Origin of the sequence: Marinomonas foliarum (assembly GCF_016906065.1) — a bacterium.
GTDB classification, from domain to species: domain Bacteria; phylum Pseudomonadota; class Gammaproteobacteria; order Pseudomonadales; family Marinomonadaceae; genus Marinomonas; species Marinomonas foliarum.
Window position 1 is genome coordinate 3,077,795 of record NZ_CP070273.1, and the last position, 13,030, is coordinate 3,090,824.

Sequence of the window (13,030 nt, forward strand, 5' to 3'; positions counted from 1 at the left end):
CTATATTTATTGGAATCTTTCGGGTAAGCTATGGATTTGTAAGAAAAATAAACTGTAAGGATTAAGTTATTCATGCAAATTAGGCGGTTTCGAGCACCAGACATGCGTCAGGCGATACGGAAAGTTCGTGATGCCGTAGGTCCTGATGCGGTTATCTTGTCAAATCAACGTCTGCCGACAGGCGAGATAGAAATTGTTGCCGCTCTAGATTACGATGGATCATTACCTTCTAGCATGTCATCTAAGCGTTCTAGTTCGCCACGTTCGGACTCTTCTGCCGACCCTAGTGCGAATTATTTAGAACGTATCGAACGAGCAAAGCAGCAAACTACGCCACCTAAAAATGATGCACCTTCTTATGCGGAATCGCGTCAAGCCTCTCAAATTGAAATGCCACCACTTTCTGATGATAAGGAAGACCCAGCTGTTGAAGAGGCCTTGTCTGTAAAGAACAGCGAAAATGCTAAGCAATTGCAGGACATGGAACTAGAACTGAAAAATGTTCGAGCAATGTTAGAGCAGCATCAGCAGAATGATAATCGAAGCTCAGTTAAAGAGTCCTCTGTGGAGGCTAGAGCGCGTGAAAAACTGAAAGGTTTAGGTTTATCTGAGTTTGTTGTGTCTAGACTAATGGATGACATAGACCTTAAAGGGCGTGAAGATGACTGGAATCGGTTGTTGGCGCACTTGGCGGACTATATACCTATTCGATCTAGCTCTTCTGAATTGCGTGGCTGTATTGCCTTTATGGGCCCCACAGGTGTTGGTAAAACGACAACGATCGGTAAAATTGCCGCTCAGCATGTATTGAAGCATGGCTCTGAAGGTGTTGTGTTAATTACAACAGATACATACCGAATAGCCGCTCATGAACAGTTGAGAACATTTGGCCGTATCTTAAACGTCCCAGTTGAAGTCGTTAATGAATACTCTGATTTAAATGAAGTGTTGGCAAAATACGCGCATTACTCTTTAGTGCTTGTTGATACGGCAGGTATGAACCCAAGAGATTCCAACCTTGAACGGCAATTGTTAATGATGAAGCGCGCAAGAGCTAGCCTGAAAAAGCTATTGGTGTTGCCTTGTACAAGCCAAAGACAAGTGTTGAAAACAGTAACTGAAGTTTACTCTCAGGTGCAGTTGGATGGGTGTGTTTTAAGTAAGCTTGACGAATCAGCTTCACTTGGTGAAGCGATTAGTGTAGTTATTGAAGAAGGGCTTCCTGTTGTATATATCGCGGATGGCCAAAGGATACCAGATGATATCGAGCCAGCTCGTGCACATAACCTGATTAGTAGAGCTGTTTATACAGCAGAGCACTATAGTCAGCTTTATGGGTCACTAAAGTATGGTAGTTAGTAAAATTATGTTATTACTGAAAGCGTTGCGCCAAACTATGTAGTACAGTTAGTTAGCGCAACTAACTTAAATGGTAAAGGTTGCTTAGACTATTTTATGCAGACCAAAAACGGATATAACACATACTCCAAAAAAGCAACTCTCTCAATAGATGCGATTGTTGAGCAATACGGGTATTTAGTGAAAAAAATTGCCTATCACCTATTGGCTAGATTGCCCGATAGTGTAGATGTAGATGATTTAATTCAAGCTGGCATGATGGGGCTGATTGAGGCGTATAAACGCTTTGAATCTACCAAGGGTGCTAGCTTCGAAACCTATGCTGGGATTCGTATTCGTGGTTCCATTATGGACGAAGTGCGAAAAACGGACTGGGCTCCTCGTTCAGTTAGACGCAACGGTAGAGCGGTTGCTAATGCTATAAAGGAATTGGAAGCGACCCTAGGTCGAGAAGCCTCAGATATGGAGGTGGCAGCACACATGAATATAAGCATGGATGAATACCATGAAATGATTCATTCATCCATGTCTACTCAGTTGTTTAGCTATGAAGAGATGCTAGACTCTGATACAAATAATCTAGATAGCGTTGAATCAGAAGTGGAAAATGCACCTTACTCTTTAGTAGAAGAGGGTGGTTTTCAGAGTCAATTAGCAACAGAGATTGATAATCTACCGGAAAGAGAAAAACTGGTTTTGTCTCTTTATTATAATGAAGAACTTAATCTAAAAGAAATTGGCGCAGTACTAGGTGTTAGTGAATCAAGAGTTAGTCAAATACATAGTCAAGCGGCTATGAGATTGAGAGCTAGATTAAGTGATTGGCGAGATTAATTATGAGTTGTGAAATATTACCTTTAGGGTGTGGAGGTTGCATTGGATAAAAACATGAAGATCCTGATTGTTGATGATTTCTCGACAATGAGACGAATCATTAAAAACCTATTACGGGATTTAGGGTTTACCAATACAGTTGAAGCTGATGATGGGACGACTGCGTTACCTATACTTCAAGCTGGGACGATTGATTTTCTCGTGACCGATTGGAATATGCCAGGTATGACTGGGATTGAATTACTTCGTGCCGTACGTGCAGATGAAAAATTGAAAAGTATTCCAGTACTTATGGTAACGGCAGAAGCTAAACGTGACCAAATTATTGCTGCAGCTCAGGCTGGGGTGAATGGTTATGTTGTTAAGCCGTTTACTGCGGTGGCTCTCAAAGAAAAAATTGAGAAAATATTCGAACGAATAGATGCTGCAAAATAGGGAATGTAGATGTCAAAGATATTGGGATCTGGACTAGTGGATTTTGAAAATCTAGTTAAAGACGGCGCAGTTGAGCTTTTAAATCACATAGAAGTCGGTGACTTCAGTGGGGCAATTAAAAAGATTCAAGAACTGAGTGAAGCTCGTCATAATAGTTTCTACAACGAGGTGGGTTTTTTAACTCGAAGTTTGCATGATGCTATTCGTGATTTTCAGGTTGATTCAATGGACCTTGTTGTTGGTGAAGGCGGGAACGAGTCTGTTACCAAAATTACTGATGCCTCGGATCGGTTGAATTATGTTATTGAAACGACTAGTGCAGCTGCTAATAAAACCATGGATATGGTTGATAGTAGTGTTCCTGTCGCCAGCGAACTACAAAGCCAGGCGAGAGAGCTACGCAAAGACTGGAGTCGTTTAATTCAGCGAGATTTAACGCCGCAAGAATTTAGAGATTTATACAAGCGTATTGATGTCTTCTTATCTTATGCGGACGATAGTGCCACCACCTTGCATTCAAACCTCAACACAATTCTTCTAGAGCAAGGTTATCAAGACCTAACTGGTCAAGTTATCGCTAGAGTGAATGATTTAATTCGTGATGTAGAAGAAAAACTTGTACATCTCGTTGCTGTTGCTGGACGCGTTGATAGTATCTCCGGTATTGAACACACAGAGAAAGAGTCTGAACACGATGACACTCGTGGACATGGCCCAGCTATTAATAAACAAAACAACCCTGAAGTACTGAATAGTCAAGACGAAGTAGACGACTTGCTATCAAGTCTTGGTTTCTAGAAGGAGCTGAGGATGAGTTTCGAGGTCGATGAAGAGATACTACAAGATTTTTTGGTAGAAGCTGGTGAAATCCTAGAGCAGCTTTCCGAACAATTAGTAGATTTAGAGCAGAATCCAGACGATAAGCAATTGCTGAACGCAATCTTTCGTGGTTTTCACACCGTCAAAGGTGGTGCTGGGTTTTTACAATTAAATGCGTTGGTTGGATGCTGTCATTATGCTGAGAACGTTTTTGATATCTTAAGGAACGGTCAGCGTAAAATAGATTCTGATTTGATGGACATCGTTTTGCAGGCGCTTGATGCTGTAAACGAAATGTTCGAGGTTGTTCGTGCTGGTGGTGATCCTGAACCTGCTTCCCCAGAGCTAATTGCAGCGCTCGCTGTATATGCAAAGCCGCCAACTGCAGAAGAGCTTGCTGCTCAGGATGATGACGTCGAAGAAGTTGTTGAAGATGAGGCAGTAGAGGAGGAGCCTGAGAAGGAAGAGGCTGCTTCTGCGGATGAGCCTGAAGATATTTCTGATGATGAATTTGAATCCCTGCTTGATGCGCTTGGTGATGCTCCTGTAAAGGCGACAGACAAAAGTGCTGAGGGTGCTAAAGCGTCTCAATCTGACTCAAAAACAGATGACGAGATTACCGAAGATGAGTTTGATGCTTTATTAGATCAACTACATGGTAATAGTGCGCCAGGAATAGACGATGAAGAGAAAAGTGAGGCGGTAACATCTTCAGACGAAATAACAGAAGATGAATTTGAAGCCTTACTGGATCAGCTTCATGGAGACGGTAGCCCATCTAAAAAAGATGAAAAAGCAGCGAGTGAATCACCGCCTGCTGACATTGAGTCAGACATCATTACAGAGGATGAGTTTGAGTCTTTGTTAGATACTTTACAGAGCAAAGATAGTTCTAAAAAAGCGGACAAACCTGCAGCTGAAGCAAAACCAAAAGCAGCAGCAGAGCCGAAGGCTGCACCCGCTAAGCCTAAAGTAGCACCGAAAGCGGCGGCTAAACCTGCCGAAGAGCCAGTGCATGTAAAAGAAAAAGTTGCTAACGCTCCAGTTACTCAAGAGGCTACTGTTCGTGTTGATACCAAACGATTAGACGACATAATGAATATGGTCGGCGAGTTGGTGTTGGTTAGAAATCGACTTGTACGACTCGGTTTGCAAAGTGACGATGAGTCTATGGGGAAAGCGGTCTCAAACTTAGACGTTGTAACCGGTGATTTGCAAAACGCCGTGATGAAAACCCGAATGCAGCCTATTAAGAAGGTATTCGGTAAGTTTCCACGAGTTGTTCGAGATTTGGCTCGTAATTTGAAAAAAGAAGTGAATTTAGAGCTCCGAGGTGAAGAAACAGATTTAGATAAAAACCTAGTAGAAGCACTAGCCGATCCGCTTGTTCACTTGGTTCGAAACTCGGTAGATCATGGTGTCGAATCACCAGATATTCGTGAAGCTAAAGGTAAATCAAGAGTTGGTCATGTTGTACTTTCTGCAGAGCAGGAAGGTGATCATATTCTACTGTCCATCGAAGATGATGGAGCAGGTATGGACCCTGACGTTCTTCGCCGTAAGGCTGTAGAAAAAGGCTTGATGGATACTGATGCGGCTGAGCGCTTGTCTGATGAAGAAGCGTTTAATTTAATCTTTGCACCTGGTTTCTCAACCAAGGTTGAAATAACCGATGTATCTGGTCGTGGTGTGGGAATGGACGTTGTTAAGACGAAAATTTCTCAGCTGAACGGTACTTTGCAGATTAAATCAGTGTTGGGGCAAGGCTCACGCTTTATCATTAAGGTTCCATTAACGTTAGCAATTATGCCGACATTAATGGTGACATTATCTGATCAGGCTTTTGCTTTCCCACTGGTTAGCGTTAATGAAATTTTCCATCTTAACCTGAAAAAAACCAACGTGGTTGATGGTCAGCAAGTTGTTGTAATTAGAGGGAAGACACTACCAATCTTCCATCTTAAGAGCTGGCTTATTAAGAATAGCAACAAAGGAGACCTTCCAACCGAAGCTCATGTAGTTGTTGTCCAGGTAGGTATGAGTGAAGTTGGCTTTGTTGTAGATCAGTTAGTTGGCCAAGAAGAAGTGGTTATAAAACCATTAGGTAAAATGTTGCAAGGTACTGCAGGTATGGCAGGTGCAACAATAACTGGTGATGGTCGTATTGCATTAATTCTGGATGTACCTAGTATGCTTAAGTCTTACGCATCTAGGTAGTAAGCTACTCATTTAGGAGATGTGATATGCCTGTAAAGGTGCTGGTTGTTGATGATTCAGGTTTTTTTCGACGCCGTTTAGTCGAAATATTTGAGGCTGACCCTAGATTGACCGTCGTTGGTACTGCAAATGACGGGCGAGAAGCAATAGAGAAGGTACAATCTTTATCTCCTGATGTAGTTACTATGGATTATGAAATGCCTGTGTTAGATGGCATTGCCGCAGTAACTAATATCATGAAGCTCAAGCCTACACCTGTTCTAATGTTTTCCTCACTAACGCATGAGGGAGCTAAAGTTACTTTAGATGCATTAGAAGCAGGTGCGGTTGATTTTATGCCGAAGAATTTCGAGGATATTTCTCGAGATTCGGCAATTGTTAAACGGGCATTGGTTGACCGTGTATTGGCGGTAGCAAGAACTCGATTTGCTGGAGATAGAAGGCCTGTTGCTGCTCTTGCTCCAAGAGAGGCTCCCAAGCCTATTGTGACCGAACGTGGCGTTATTATTCCGCGTATGAGGAAGCGAGTTAGTCTTGTTGCTATTGGTACATCGACTGGTGGACCCATGGCTTTGCAGGCAGTGTTAAGTAAGTTGCCTAAGGACTTTGCTGCGCCTATTGTGTTGGTTCAACATATGCCAGCAGCGTTTACTGGTGCTTTTGCTGAACGATTAAATAATATTTGTCAAATTACAGTGAAAGAAGCTCAAGACGGTGATCGTCTGCAAGCTGGGGTTGCACTTTTGGCACCGGGTGGAAAGCAAATGATGATTGATCCTCGAAATGGAGGCTGCGTGCGTATCCTTGATGGCGATGAGCGACTTAATTACAAGCCTTCTGTCGATGTTACGTTTGGATCTGCTTCGAAATGCTACCCGGGTAAAGTATTGTCGGTTGTAATGACTGGTATGGGGGTGGATGGTAGAGAAGGGGCTCGGATGTTAAAAAATTCTGGCTCCAAAGTTTGGATCCAAAGTGAAGAGTCCTGCGTTATCTACGGTATGCCTATGGCTGTAGAGAAAGCGAATTTAGCAGATGAAATTATTGACCTCGACCACATTGGTGAGCGTATAGCACGTGAGGTCAGCTAGTGGATTTTGTGACTTTAGCAGGACTGTTAATCGCCTTTAGTTCAGTGCTGCTAGCTAACTGGTTAGGAGGAGGGGAAGTTATTCTCCTCCTTAATTTACCATCAGCTATTATTGTTGTTATTGGTAGTATTGGCGCCACATTAATTCAAAGTAGCATTCAAGAAGCTGTTCGTGCTTTAGCTTTAATTAAATGGAGCCTGTTTCCTCCTGTTTATGATTTTAACTCTGCAAGATCCTCTTTAAATAATCTAGCGCACAAAGCGCGCCGCCTTTCTTTGCTTGCTTTAGAGTCTGATGTCGAGATGCTGGGAAGCAAATTTTCTAGTAGAGCTCTACAAATGGCCATTGATGGGACGGATCCAGATTTATTAGCTGACCGATTGCATGATGACGCAGTTAGAATTTATGATAAAAGGATGAGAAGTATCTCCTTTATTGAGTCTATCGGAGGATACGCACCAACCCTAGGCATTATGGGATCAGTTCTTGGTTTGATTCAAGCTATGGCGAATTTAGACAGCCCTGAGGCATTAGGGCATGGTATCGCGGTTGCTTTTGTGTCAACGCTATACGGTCAGGGGTTTGCAAATTTGGTGATTTTTCCCATCGTTAAAAAGCTAACTGGCTACGTGGATAAAGAACTTCTTTATCATCAACTGCTCATTGATGGGATTTGTGGTATTGCCATAGGGAAGCATCCATATCGACTAGAGCTTGAACTGAACGCTTATGAGTGATAATTCGTCTAGAGTGTCTAAGCGTCGTCGGGTGGTGACTAAGTCGTCAGCTAAGGCTACGCAAGGACGTGACAGGTGGATACTATCTTATGCTGACTTTATTACTCTTCTCTTTGCTTTCTTCGTTGCCCTGTACTCTCTCTCATTGAAAAATTCTGGAGATGAGGCGCGTTTAAAAGAAACGCTACAAGGCGTATTTGACGCTGTTCAGAAGTCTATTAAGCCAATCAATATTGGTGAGCCTATTATTGGTGAGCCGAAAGACACTGAAATGGTTGAAGTCAAGCCGATTCCCGCCGCTATCCCTACTATTGAAGAAAATACATCCTCTGCGGTTTACTCTTTGCTTAGTCAAGTTGTAGAGAATCAGTTTTCAGGTTTACATGCTACAGGTCAGATATCCGTTACTGAATCCGCGGATTGGGTGAGTCTAGAGTTGAAGTCTGGTCTATTATTTGGACAAGGTGAATATGAACTGACGAATGAAGCTGTTGCTTTGTTGATTCTAGTGGCTGATATCCTTAAGGCATACCCTTCAGTAATATTAGTAGAAGGTAATACTGATGATTTACCTGTTAATTCAAGGCGCTTAGTCTCGAATTGGCACTTGTCTAGCCTACGTTCCTCTTCAGTTGTGGACGAGTTAGTTTACAGAGGCGTGAATTCAGAAATGATTGCACCAATCGGCTTTTCTAGCGAACATCCTAAAGTGAGAAACACAAATGACTATGCTCGCCAGCAAAATCGCCGTGTAATTTTACGAATTAGTAAGCGTAACGCTGATAATCTGCATGATTACTTGTTTCAGTAGTGTATTACTGTATATGATTGCAAGGAAATCGTAAGCAAAATAATAGCATAGGGTATCAGGGGAGTCAGAGTGCACATTTGGGCAGTGGCGAATCAAAAAGGCGGCGTTGGCAAAACGACTACGGTAGTTTCTTTGGCAGGCTTGTTAGCGGATGCCGGAAATCGGGTATTAATGATAGATCTTGATCCCCATGGCTCTTTGACGAGCTATTTTCGCTTTGATCCGGATTCAATTGAAAAAAGTGCTTATAGCCTTTTTCAAACGACAGGAAAGATCCCTGCAGATTTGCCGGCTTCACTTATTTTGGAGACTGGCCACCCCAACTTATCACTTTTGCCTGCTTCTACAGCCCTGGCAACGTTAGAGCGCCATGCTCAGTCACAAGGTGGTATGGGGTTAGTTATTTCGAAAACCCTAGCTATATTATGGGATGATTACGATTATGTGTTAATCGATAGCCCTCCAGTGCTTGGTGTATTAATGATTAATGCGTTAGCGGCTTGTCAACAGCTTGTTATTCCAGTTCAAACCGAGTTTCTGGCCATTAAAGGGTTAGAGCGCATGGTGAGAACATTGACGATGATAAACCGCGCAAGAAAGCGACCAGTACCATTTTTAATTGTTCCTACTCTTTTTGATCGACGTACTCAAGCCTCTAATAAAAGCCTCAGAAACCTAAAGGATACTTACGAAGAGTTAGTTTGGCATTCTGTTATTCCTGTAGACACAAAGTTAAGAGATGCCAGTACAGCAGGTATAGCGCCTTCAGCTCTAGATCCTAATGCCCGAGGAATTAAGGCTTATGCAAGTCTGAAGGATTCTTTGCTGAACCCAGCGGGATAGTAACAGCTTATGAAAGATACAAAGAACAAAGAGCAGAATATGATTGGCCCTCAAGTAGCTTTACAGCGCTACCTTGACGACCTTCTGCAAGATGCTACCACGGAATCAGTGAGTGAAGATGTTGCTGAGTCAGCAGAATTAGAGAGCGCGGCCTCAGAAGGTCCTGAGTCGGAATTAAGTGATGAAGATCTATTGTCACTTGATGCCTCTTTCAAAGACTTTGAACAGGCTATCTCCAATCACGAAACAGACTTGCCTAAAGATGACATTGCACCAAGTATTATTGAGCCAGAGCCAGAGCCAGAGCCAGAGCCAGAGCCAGAGCCAGAGCCAGAGCCAGAGCCAGAGCCAGAGCCAGAGCCAGAGCCAGAGCCAGAGCCAGAGCCAGAGCCAGAGCCAGAGCCAGAGCCAGAGCCAGTTAGTAAAATTTCGAAAACGGATCCTTTGCCTTGGGCAACGGGTCGGTTCGAATGCTTGTTGTTTTATGTTGGTGGCCTGAAAATGGCGGTTCCTCTTGTTGAGCTTGGGGGAATCTTCCAAAGTGGCAGTGACAAACTAACATCCATATTTGGTCAGCCAGACTGGTTTATGGGCGTCGCGAATGTCGGTGATTTTAATCTTCGTACGGTCGATACCGCTTTATGGGTTATGCCTAATCATTATGAAGGCGATCTAAAAGAGCGTTTTAAGTTTGTTATTCAGCTTGATCGTTCGGATTGGGGGGTGGCTTGTGAACGTGTTGCCGAAGCTATTACGCTTGAACCTTCTCAGGTTAAGTGGCGAAGTGATAGAAGTAAAAGACCTTGGCTTGCAGGTACTGTAATTGATCATATGTGTGCCATACTTGATGTACAGGGTTTCATTGAATTGTTGGACGACCCTAAAAATGGGTTTAAAGGCGCGCTTAAATAATTGTAATGATCATTTTTGATCTTTGGAGATGAATAATGGCAACTAGCATCGCGCTAAAAAGCGCAAACCAATCAGAAGATCCAATGTTGCAATGGGTAACATTCCGCCTAGAAGATGAAATCTATGGTGTAAATGTTATGCAAGTGAAGGAAGTTTTGCGTTACTCTGAGATTGCTCCCGTACCTGGTGCACCTAATTTTGTATTAGGTATTATCCATTTGCGTGGCACGGTTGTGACTGTGATTGATACTTGTCAACGGTTTGGCCTGCCTTCTGGTGAAATCACTGATGCGACTCGTATCATGATTCTTGAGGTCGAAGGGCATGTGATCGGAATACTTGTTGATGCTGTTTCTGAAGTGGTTTATTTACGCCAATCAGAGATTGAGCCATCACCAAATGTAGGTAACGATGAATCATCTAAATTTATCCAGGGTGTTTGTCATAAAAATGACATTTTACTTATTCTGGTTGATTTGGATAAATTGTTATCTGAAAATGAGTGGTCTGAAGTTGGGTCAATGTAATTTAAGGTTGTTGTACTAGATGGAATCTCAATGGTTATTTAACCTCTTATTAATGCTGCAGTTTGCGATTCTGATCGCGGTGGTTGTTTGGGCGTATGGACTTTCAAAACGATTGGCGCGAATGAAGCTTCAGCATGCCGAGGCTGAATCTAATCAAAAAAAGCAGGTGCAAGTACTTGCTTCAGGCTCTATTGGTATGGGTCGTCGTTTAGTTGCCATTGAGAAAAAACTGAATTTGGCTGTTGAAAAGCAATCTGAGATTTTATCAAAAGAAGGCGGTGTCTCATACAATCGCGCTATGGAGCTTTTGGAAATGGGGGCAACCATTGATGACTTGGTGTCTAAATGTGGCTTGATCCGTGCTGAGGCTGAGCTGATCAGCTTGTTAAAACAAGAGTCCCACCGTAATTCAGATTACCACTGATGGTCTTTGATTTTGTGTGCAAAAGCGATAACTTCTGCAACAGCAAGATACAATGATTCAGGTATTTCCTCTCCTAACTCCAAAGTACTGAGCATTTCTACAAGTTCAGGACTTTGGTGTAGCAAGACGTCATTTTCTTTGGCGACCGACATTATTTTTTCCGCCAGTAATCCACTCCCTTTAGCGATCACTTTTGGTGCTGCGCTAAAATCATATTTTAAAGCGACGGCTTTTTGCATTAGGTCCTCACATCTATTAAAGATTGTGTTTTAAGCGCATTGGCTTTTTCTTTATCTAGTTTTGCCTGAAAGGCGTCTAATCTTTCCACTTCAATATCTTTGTCAGTTAACTGTTGCTTCAATAGAGACATGTTTTTCTGTAATTTCTGCACTGTGTCTGGATCTTCAGCCGCAAATAAAACACCAACTTTGTTCGCCTGAATACTGGCTCGCGCATCAAATCTGCCAGTTTCCTCAAAGTCAAATTTTAGTTTTACCAGCCAGCGCCTGTCTTGTTTTGATTGTTCTTCACTGCTTGCATCTTTGTTTATTTCTATTTGAACAAAACTTGGATTTTGACCGTTTTTAATTGGTAGTTCTATATGCAGGGGATAGGTCGGTGTGGTGATTTGGTTTGGATCTGAAAAATGTCGTAATTGGCTGGTAGTAATTCGCTCAATAGCATTCGCAATTTGTTCTGTAGGAATGCTTCCAAGTCGCAGTGCTCCAGTATTTTCTTGAGCCTCTTTTAGACGGGATAAGTTGAGCTTTATGTCTGCAGGGAGTTGAGTTTTGCTGTCACTAGCCAGTAAAGACTCTGAAAATACGCCACTGGTCTGAATGGCTTGCTTCATTGCATCAGGCGAAGTGGTGAGCGCGCCTAGTGTCGGAAAATTTTGTATGAGCTGTTTTAAAGCTTGTTGTGTTTGTGGCGGTAGGTTTGCAGATGATGTCTCGTTAAGAGTGTGTAATTGTTTTACAAGTTGAGACATGTCTGTGAGCGAAAGCTGCCTTGGAAGGCTCTGTTTAAGAGCTTCCACTTGGGTAGAAGGGGTAGCTGAGGCGCTCGCTTTTGTTGGCAGTACTTGTAGGTTGTTATTGGCATCAACCATGACTCGAACGACATCGCCTTTTTTTAGTGGCGTTTGGCTCAAAATAGGAAACTCGGTATTTCCATCTGAGACTGTTGCGACTTGAGGGTTGGAAGGTCCAACCTGTGTTGTTGTGGATTGTTGTACCGTGGTGGCAGGTGGCAATGGAGCATTTATTGTAGGTTGAGTGCTTATGGTTGGAGTGCTTGTCGTTTGGTTTGTGGTCACGATTTGATTGCTTGCTGTGGCTTGATTTGATGTTGTGGTTTGTGTAGCTGCACCTTGCGTATTAGCTGGCGGCATAGTCGTCGTAGTGGTTTGATTGTTTGGTGTCGCAGGTAAAAAGAGCGTCCCTGAAGTGACGGTTAAATTGACAACACGAGACGCTAGCATAAGGTTATCAGCTTGCTTAAAAGTAGAAGCGTTTGGGTTCGTAACCGTTTTATTTGACGAATTTTCTAAAGGGATAGATAGCGATGCTTGCTGCAAGTTGGTTCTATTTAATTTTGCGTTTTGAATGTCGCTAATATCGATCGGTGTGCCAGTATTTATTAAGGTGAATGGATGTTGCGTGCCGGTTGCAAATAACAGTTGTGCTGGTTTGCCTTGAAAGTTCAGCAACTCGCTGCCCTGAAATTTAATTAAGCTTAGGCTTTCTATTAATTTTATTTCACCGATTAATTTCGCAAGAGTGGCTGAATTTCCTACTGTACTATTGCTATTGATGTTGGCGTTACTCTGCTTACCGGATGAAGCATTTATCATAGATTGTATGTCAGAGATCATGTCGCCTGCCTATAAAATGTGATGTGAGCACCGATCAGTTTGTTTTTTTAGGAACGGTTCTCATATAATGTCTTAACTCTTTGCTTAACGAAACCATATCGTTAAACAGTATAGATAAACAGCGTAGCCAAAGAATGGTAACCTT

Annotated in this window: 14 protein-coding genes; 12 read left to right on the forward strand and 2 right to left on the reverse strand. The window is 42.6% G+C overall.

Features of this window, described 5'->3' with window-relative positions:
* Window positions 1-72 precede the first annotated feature (72 nt).
* The 12 genes from flhF to JSY38_RS14345 all read left to right on the forward strand — a co-directional run bounded on the left by flhF (window position 73) and on the right by JSY38_RS14345 (window position 11,009).
* On the forward strand, window positions 73-1,359 hold the full coding sequence (flhF, locus tag JSY38_RS14290; protein ID WP_114410388.1) for a flagellar biosynthesis GTPase FlhF: 1,287 nt from the start codon (window positions 73-75) through the stop codon (window positions 1,357-1,359).
* Between the two features lie 96 nt (window positions 1,360-1,455).
* Window positions 1,456-2,193 (forward strand): RNA polymerase sigma factor FliA, encoded by a 738-nt coding sequence (locus JSY38_RS14295; RefSeq protein ID WP_114410387.1) that lies wholly within the window; start codon window positions 1,456-1,458, stop codon window positions 2,191-2,193.
* A 54-nt stretch (window positions 2,194-2,247) separates the two neighbouring features.
* Entirely contained in the window at window positions 2,248-2,628 is a 381-nt protein-coding gene (locus JSY38_RS14300; protein WP_012071097.1) for a chemotaxis response regulator CheY, read from the forward strand.
* A gap of 9 nt (window positions 2,629-2,637) precedes the next feature.
* The gene (locus JSY38_RS14305) at window positions 2,638-3,426 is read left to right on the forward strand and encodes a protein phosphatase CheZ (protein ID WP_114410386.1); all 789 of its coding nucleotides are present in this window, start codon (window positions 2,638-2,640) and stop codon (window positions 3,424-3,426) included.
* A gap of 12 nt (window positions 3,427-3,438) precedes the next feature.
* The gene (locus tag JSY38_RS14310; protein WP_205113752.1) at window positions 3,439-5,664 is read left to right on the forward strand and encodes a chemotaxis protein CheA; all 2,226 of its coding nucleotides are present in this window, start codon (window positions 3,439-3,441) and stop codon (window positions 5,662-5,664) included.
* 26 nt (window positions 5,665-5,690) lie between these two features.
* Window positions 5,691-6,755: a protein-glutamate methylesterase/protein-glutamine glutaminase gene (locus tag JSY38_RS14315; protein WP_114410384.1), complete on the forward strand. Its 1,065-nt coding sequence runs from the start codon at window positions 5,691-5,693 to the stop codon at window positions 6,753-6,755.
* Between the two features lie 8 nt (window positions 6,756-6,763).
* The gene (locus JSY38_RS14320; protein WP_239543981.1) at window positions 6,764-7,492 is read left to right on the forward strand and encodes a motility protein A; all 729 of its coding nucleotides are present in this window, start codon (window positions 6,764-6,766) and stop codon (window positions 7,490-7,492) included.
* Complete coding sequence (locus tag JSY38_RS14325) at window positions 7,485-8,303, forward strand: OmpA family protein (RefSeq protein ID WP_114410382.1); 819 nt, start codon at window positions 7,485-7,487, stop codon at window positions 8,301-8,303. Before JSY38_RS14320 ends, JSY38_RS14325 begins: the two co-directional genes overlap by 8 nt.
* Window positions 8,304-8,372: 69 nt before the next feature.
* A complete protein-coding gene (locus tag JSY38_RS14330; protein ID WP_114410381.1) occupies window positions 8,373-9,146 on the forward strand; it encodes a ParA family protein in 774 nt (257 codons plus the stop codon).
* 9 nt (window positions 9,147-9,155) lie between these two features.
* A complete protein-coding gene (locus JSY38_RS14335) occupies window positions 9,156-10,058 on the forward strand; it encodes a chemotaxis protein CheW (RefSeq protein WP_205113754.1) in 903 nt (300 codons plus the stop codon).
* 35 nt (window positions 10,059-10,093) lie between these two features.
* The gene (locus tag JSY38_RS14340; RefSeq protein ID WP_114410379.1) at window positions 10,094-10,585 is read left to right on the forward strand and encodes a chemotaxis protein CheW; all 492 of its coding nucleotides are present in this window, start codon (window positions 10,094-10,096) and stop codon (window positions 10,583-10,585) included.
* A 19-nt stretch (window positions 10,586-10,604) separates the two neighbouring features.
* Window positions 10,605-11,009 carry a DUF2802 domain-containing protein gene (locus JSY38_RS14345; protein WP_114410378.1) on the forward strand — a complete coding sequence of 135 codons (405 nt, stop codon included), beginning with the start codon at window positions 10,605-10,607 and terminating at the stop codon, window positions 11,007-11,009.
* Here the strand turns inward: JSY38_RS14345 and JSY38_RS14350 are convergent.
* A complete protein-coding gene (locus tag JSY38_RS14350; RefSeq protein WP_110575565.1) occupies window positions 11,000-11,248 on the reverse strand; it encodes an EscU/YscU/HrcU family type III secretion system export apparatus switch protein in 249 nt (82 codons plus the stop codon). The genes JSY38_RS14345 and JSY38_RS14350 overlap by 10 nt on opposite strands.
* Window positions 11,248-12,885 carry a flagellar hook-length control protein FliK gene (fliK, locus tag JSY38_RS14355; RefSeq protein ID WP_205113756.1) on the reverse strand — a complete coding sequence of 546 codons (1,638 nt, stop codon included), beginning with the start codon at window positions 12,883-12,885 and terminating at the stop codon, window positions 11,248-11,250. The genes JSY38_RS14350 and fliK overlap by 1 nt, the downstream gene beginning before the upstream one ends.
* Window positions 12,886-13,030: the final 145 nt, after the last annotated feature.

Bases quoted from the DNA above. Each gene is read 5' to 3' on its own strand.
- fliK (WP_205113756.1), bottom strand. From the start codon at position 12,885: ATGATCTCTGACATACAATCTATGATAAATGCTTCATCCGGTAAGCAG.
- JSY38_RS14295 (WP_114410387.1), top strand. From the start codon at position 1,456: ATGCAGACCAAAAACGGATATAACACATACTCCAAAAAAGCAACTCTC.
- JSY38_RS14335 (WP_205113754.1), top strand. From the start codon at position 9,156: ATGAAAGATACAAAGAACAAAGAGCAGAATATGATTGGCCCTCAAGTA.
- flhF (WP_114410388.1), top strand. From the start codon at position 73: ATGCAAATTAGGCGGTTTCGAGCACCAGACATGCGTCAGGCGATACGG.
- JSY38_RS14315 (WP_114410384.1), top strand. From the start codon at position 5,691: ATGCCTGTAAAGGTGCTGGTTGTTGATGATTCAGGTTTTTTTCGACGC.
- JSY38_RS14345 (WP_114410378.1), top strand. From the start codon at position 10,605: ATGGAATCTCAATGGTTATTTAACCTCTTATTAATGCTGCAGTTTGCG.
- JSY38_RS14310 (WP_205113752.1), top strand. From the start codon at position 3,439: ATGAGTTTCGAGGTCGATGAAGAGATACTACAAGATTTTTTGGTAGAA.
- JSY38_RS14350 (WP_110575565.1), bottom strand. From the start codon at position 11,248: ATGCAAAAAGCCGTCGCTTTAAAATATGATTTTAGCGCAGCACCAAAA.
- JSY38_RS14300 (WP_012071097.1), top strand. From the start codon at position 2,248: ATGAAGATCCTGATTGTTGATGATTTCTCGACAATGAGACGAATCATT.
- JSY38_RS14325 (WP_114410382.1), top strand. From the start codon at position 7,485: ATGAGTGATAATTCGTCTAGAGTGTCTAAGCGTCGTCGGGTGGTGACT.
- JSY38_RS14340 (WP_114410379.1), top strand. From the start codon at position 10,094: ATGGCAACTAGCATCGCGCTAAAAAGCGCAAACCAATCAGAAGATCCA.
- JSY38_RS14305 (WP_114410386.1), top strand. From the start codon at position 2,638: ATGTCAAAGATATTGGGATCTGGACTAGTGGATTTTGAAAATCTAGTT.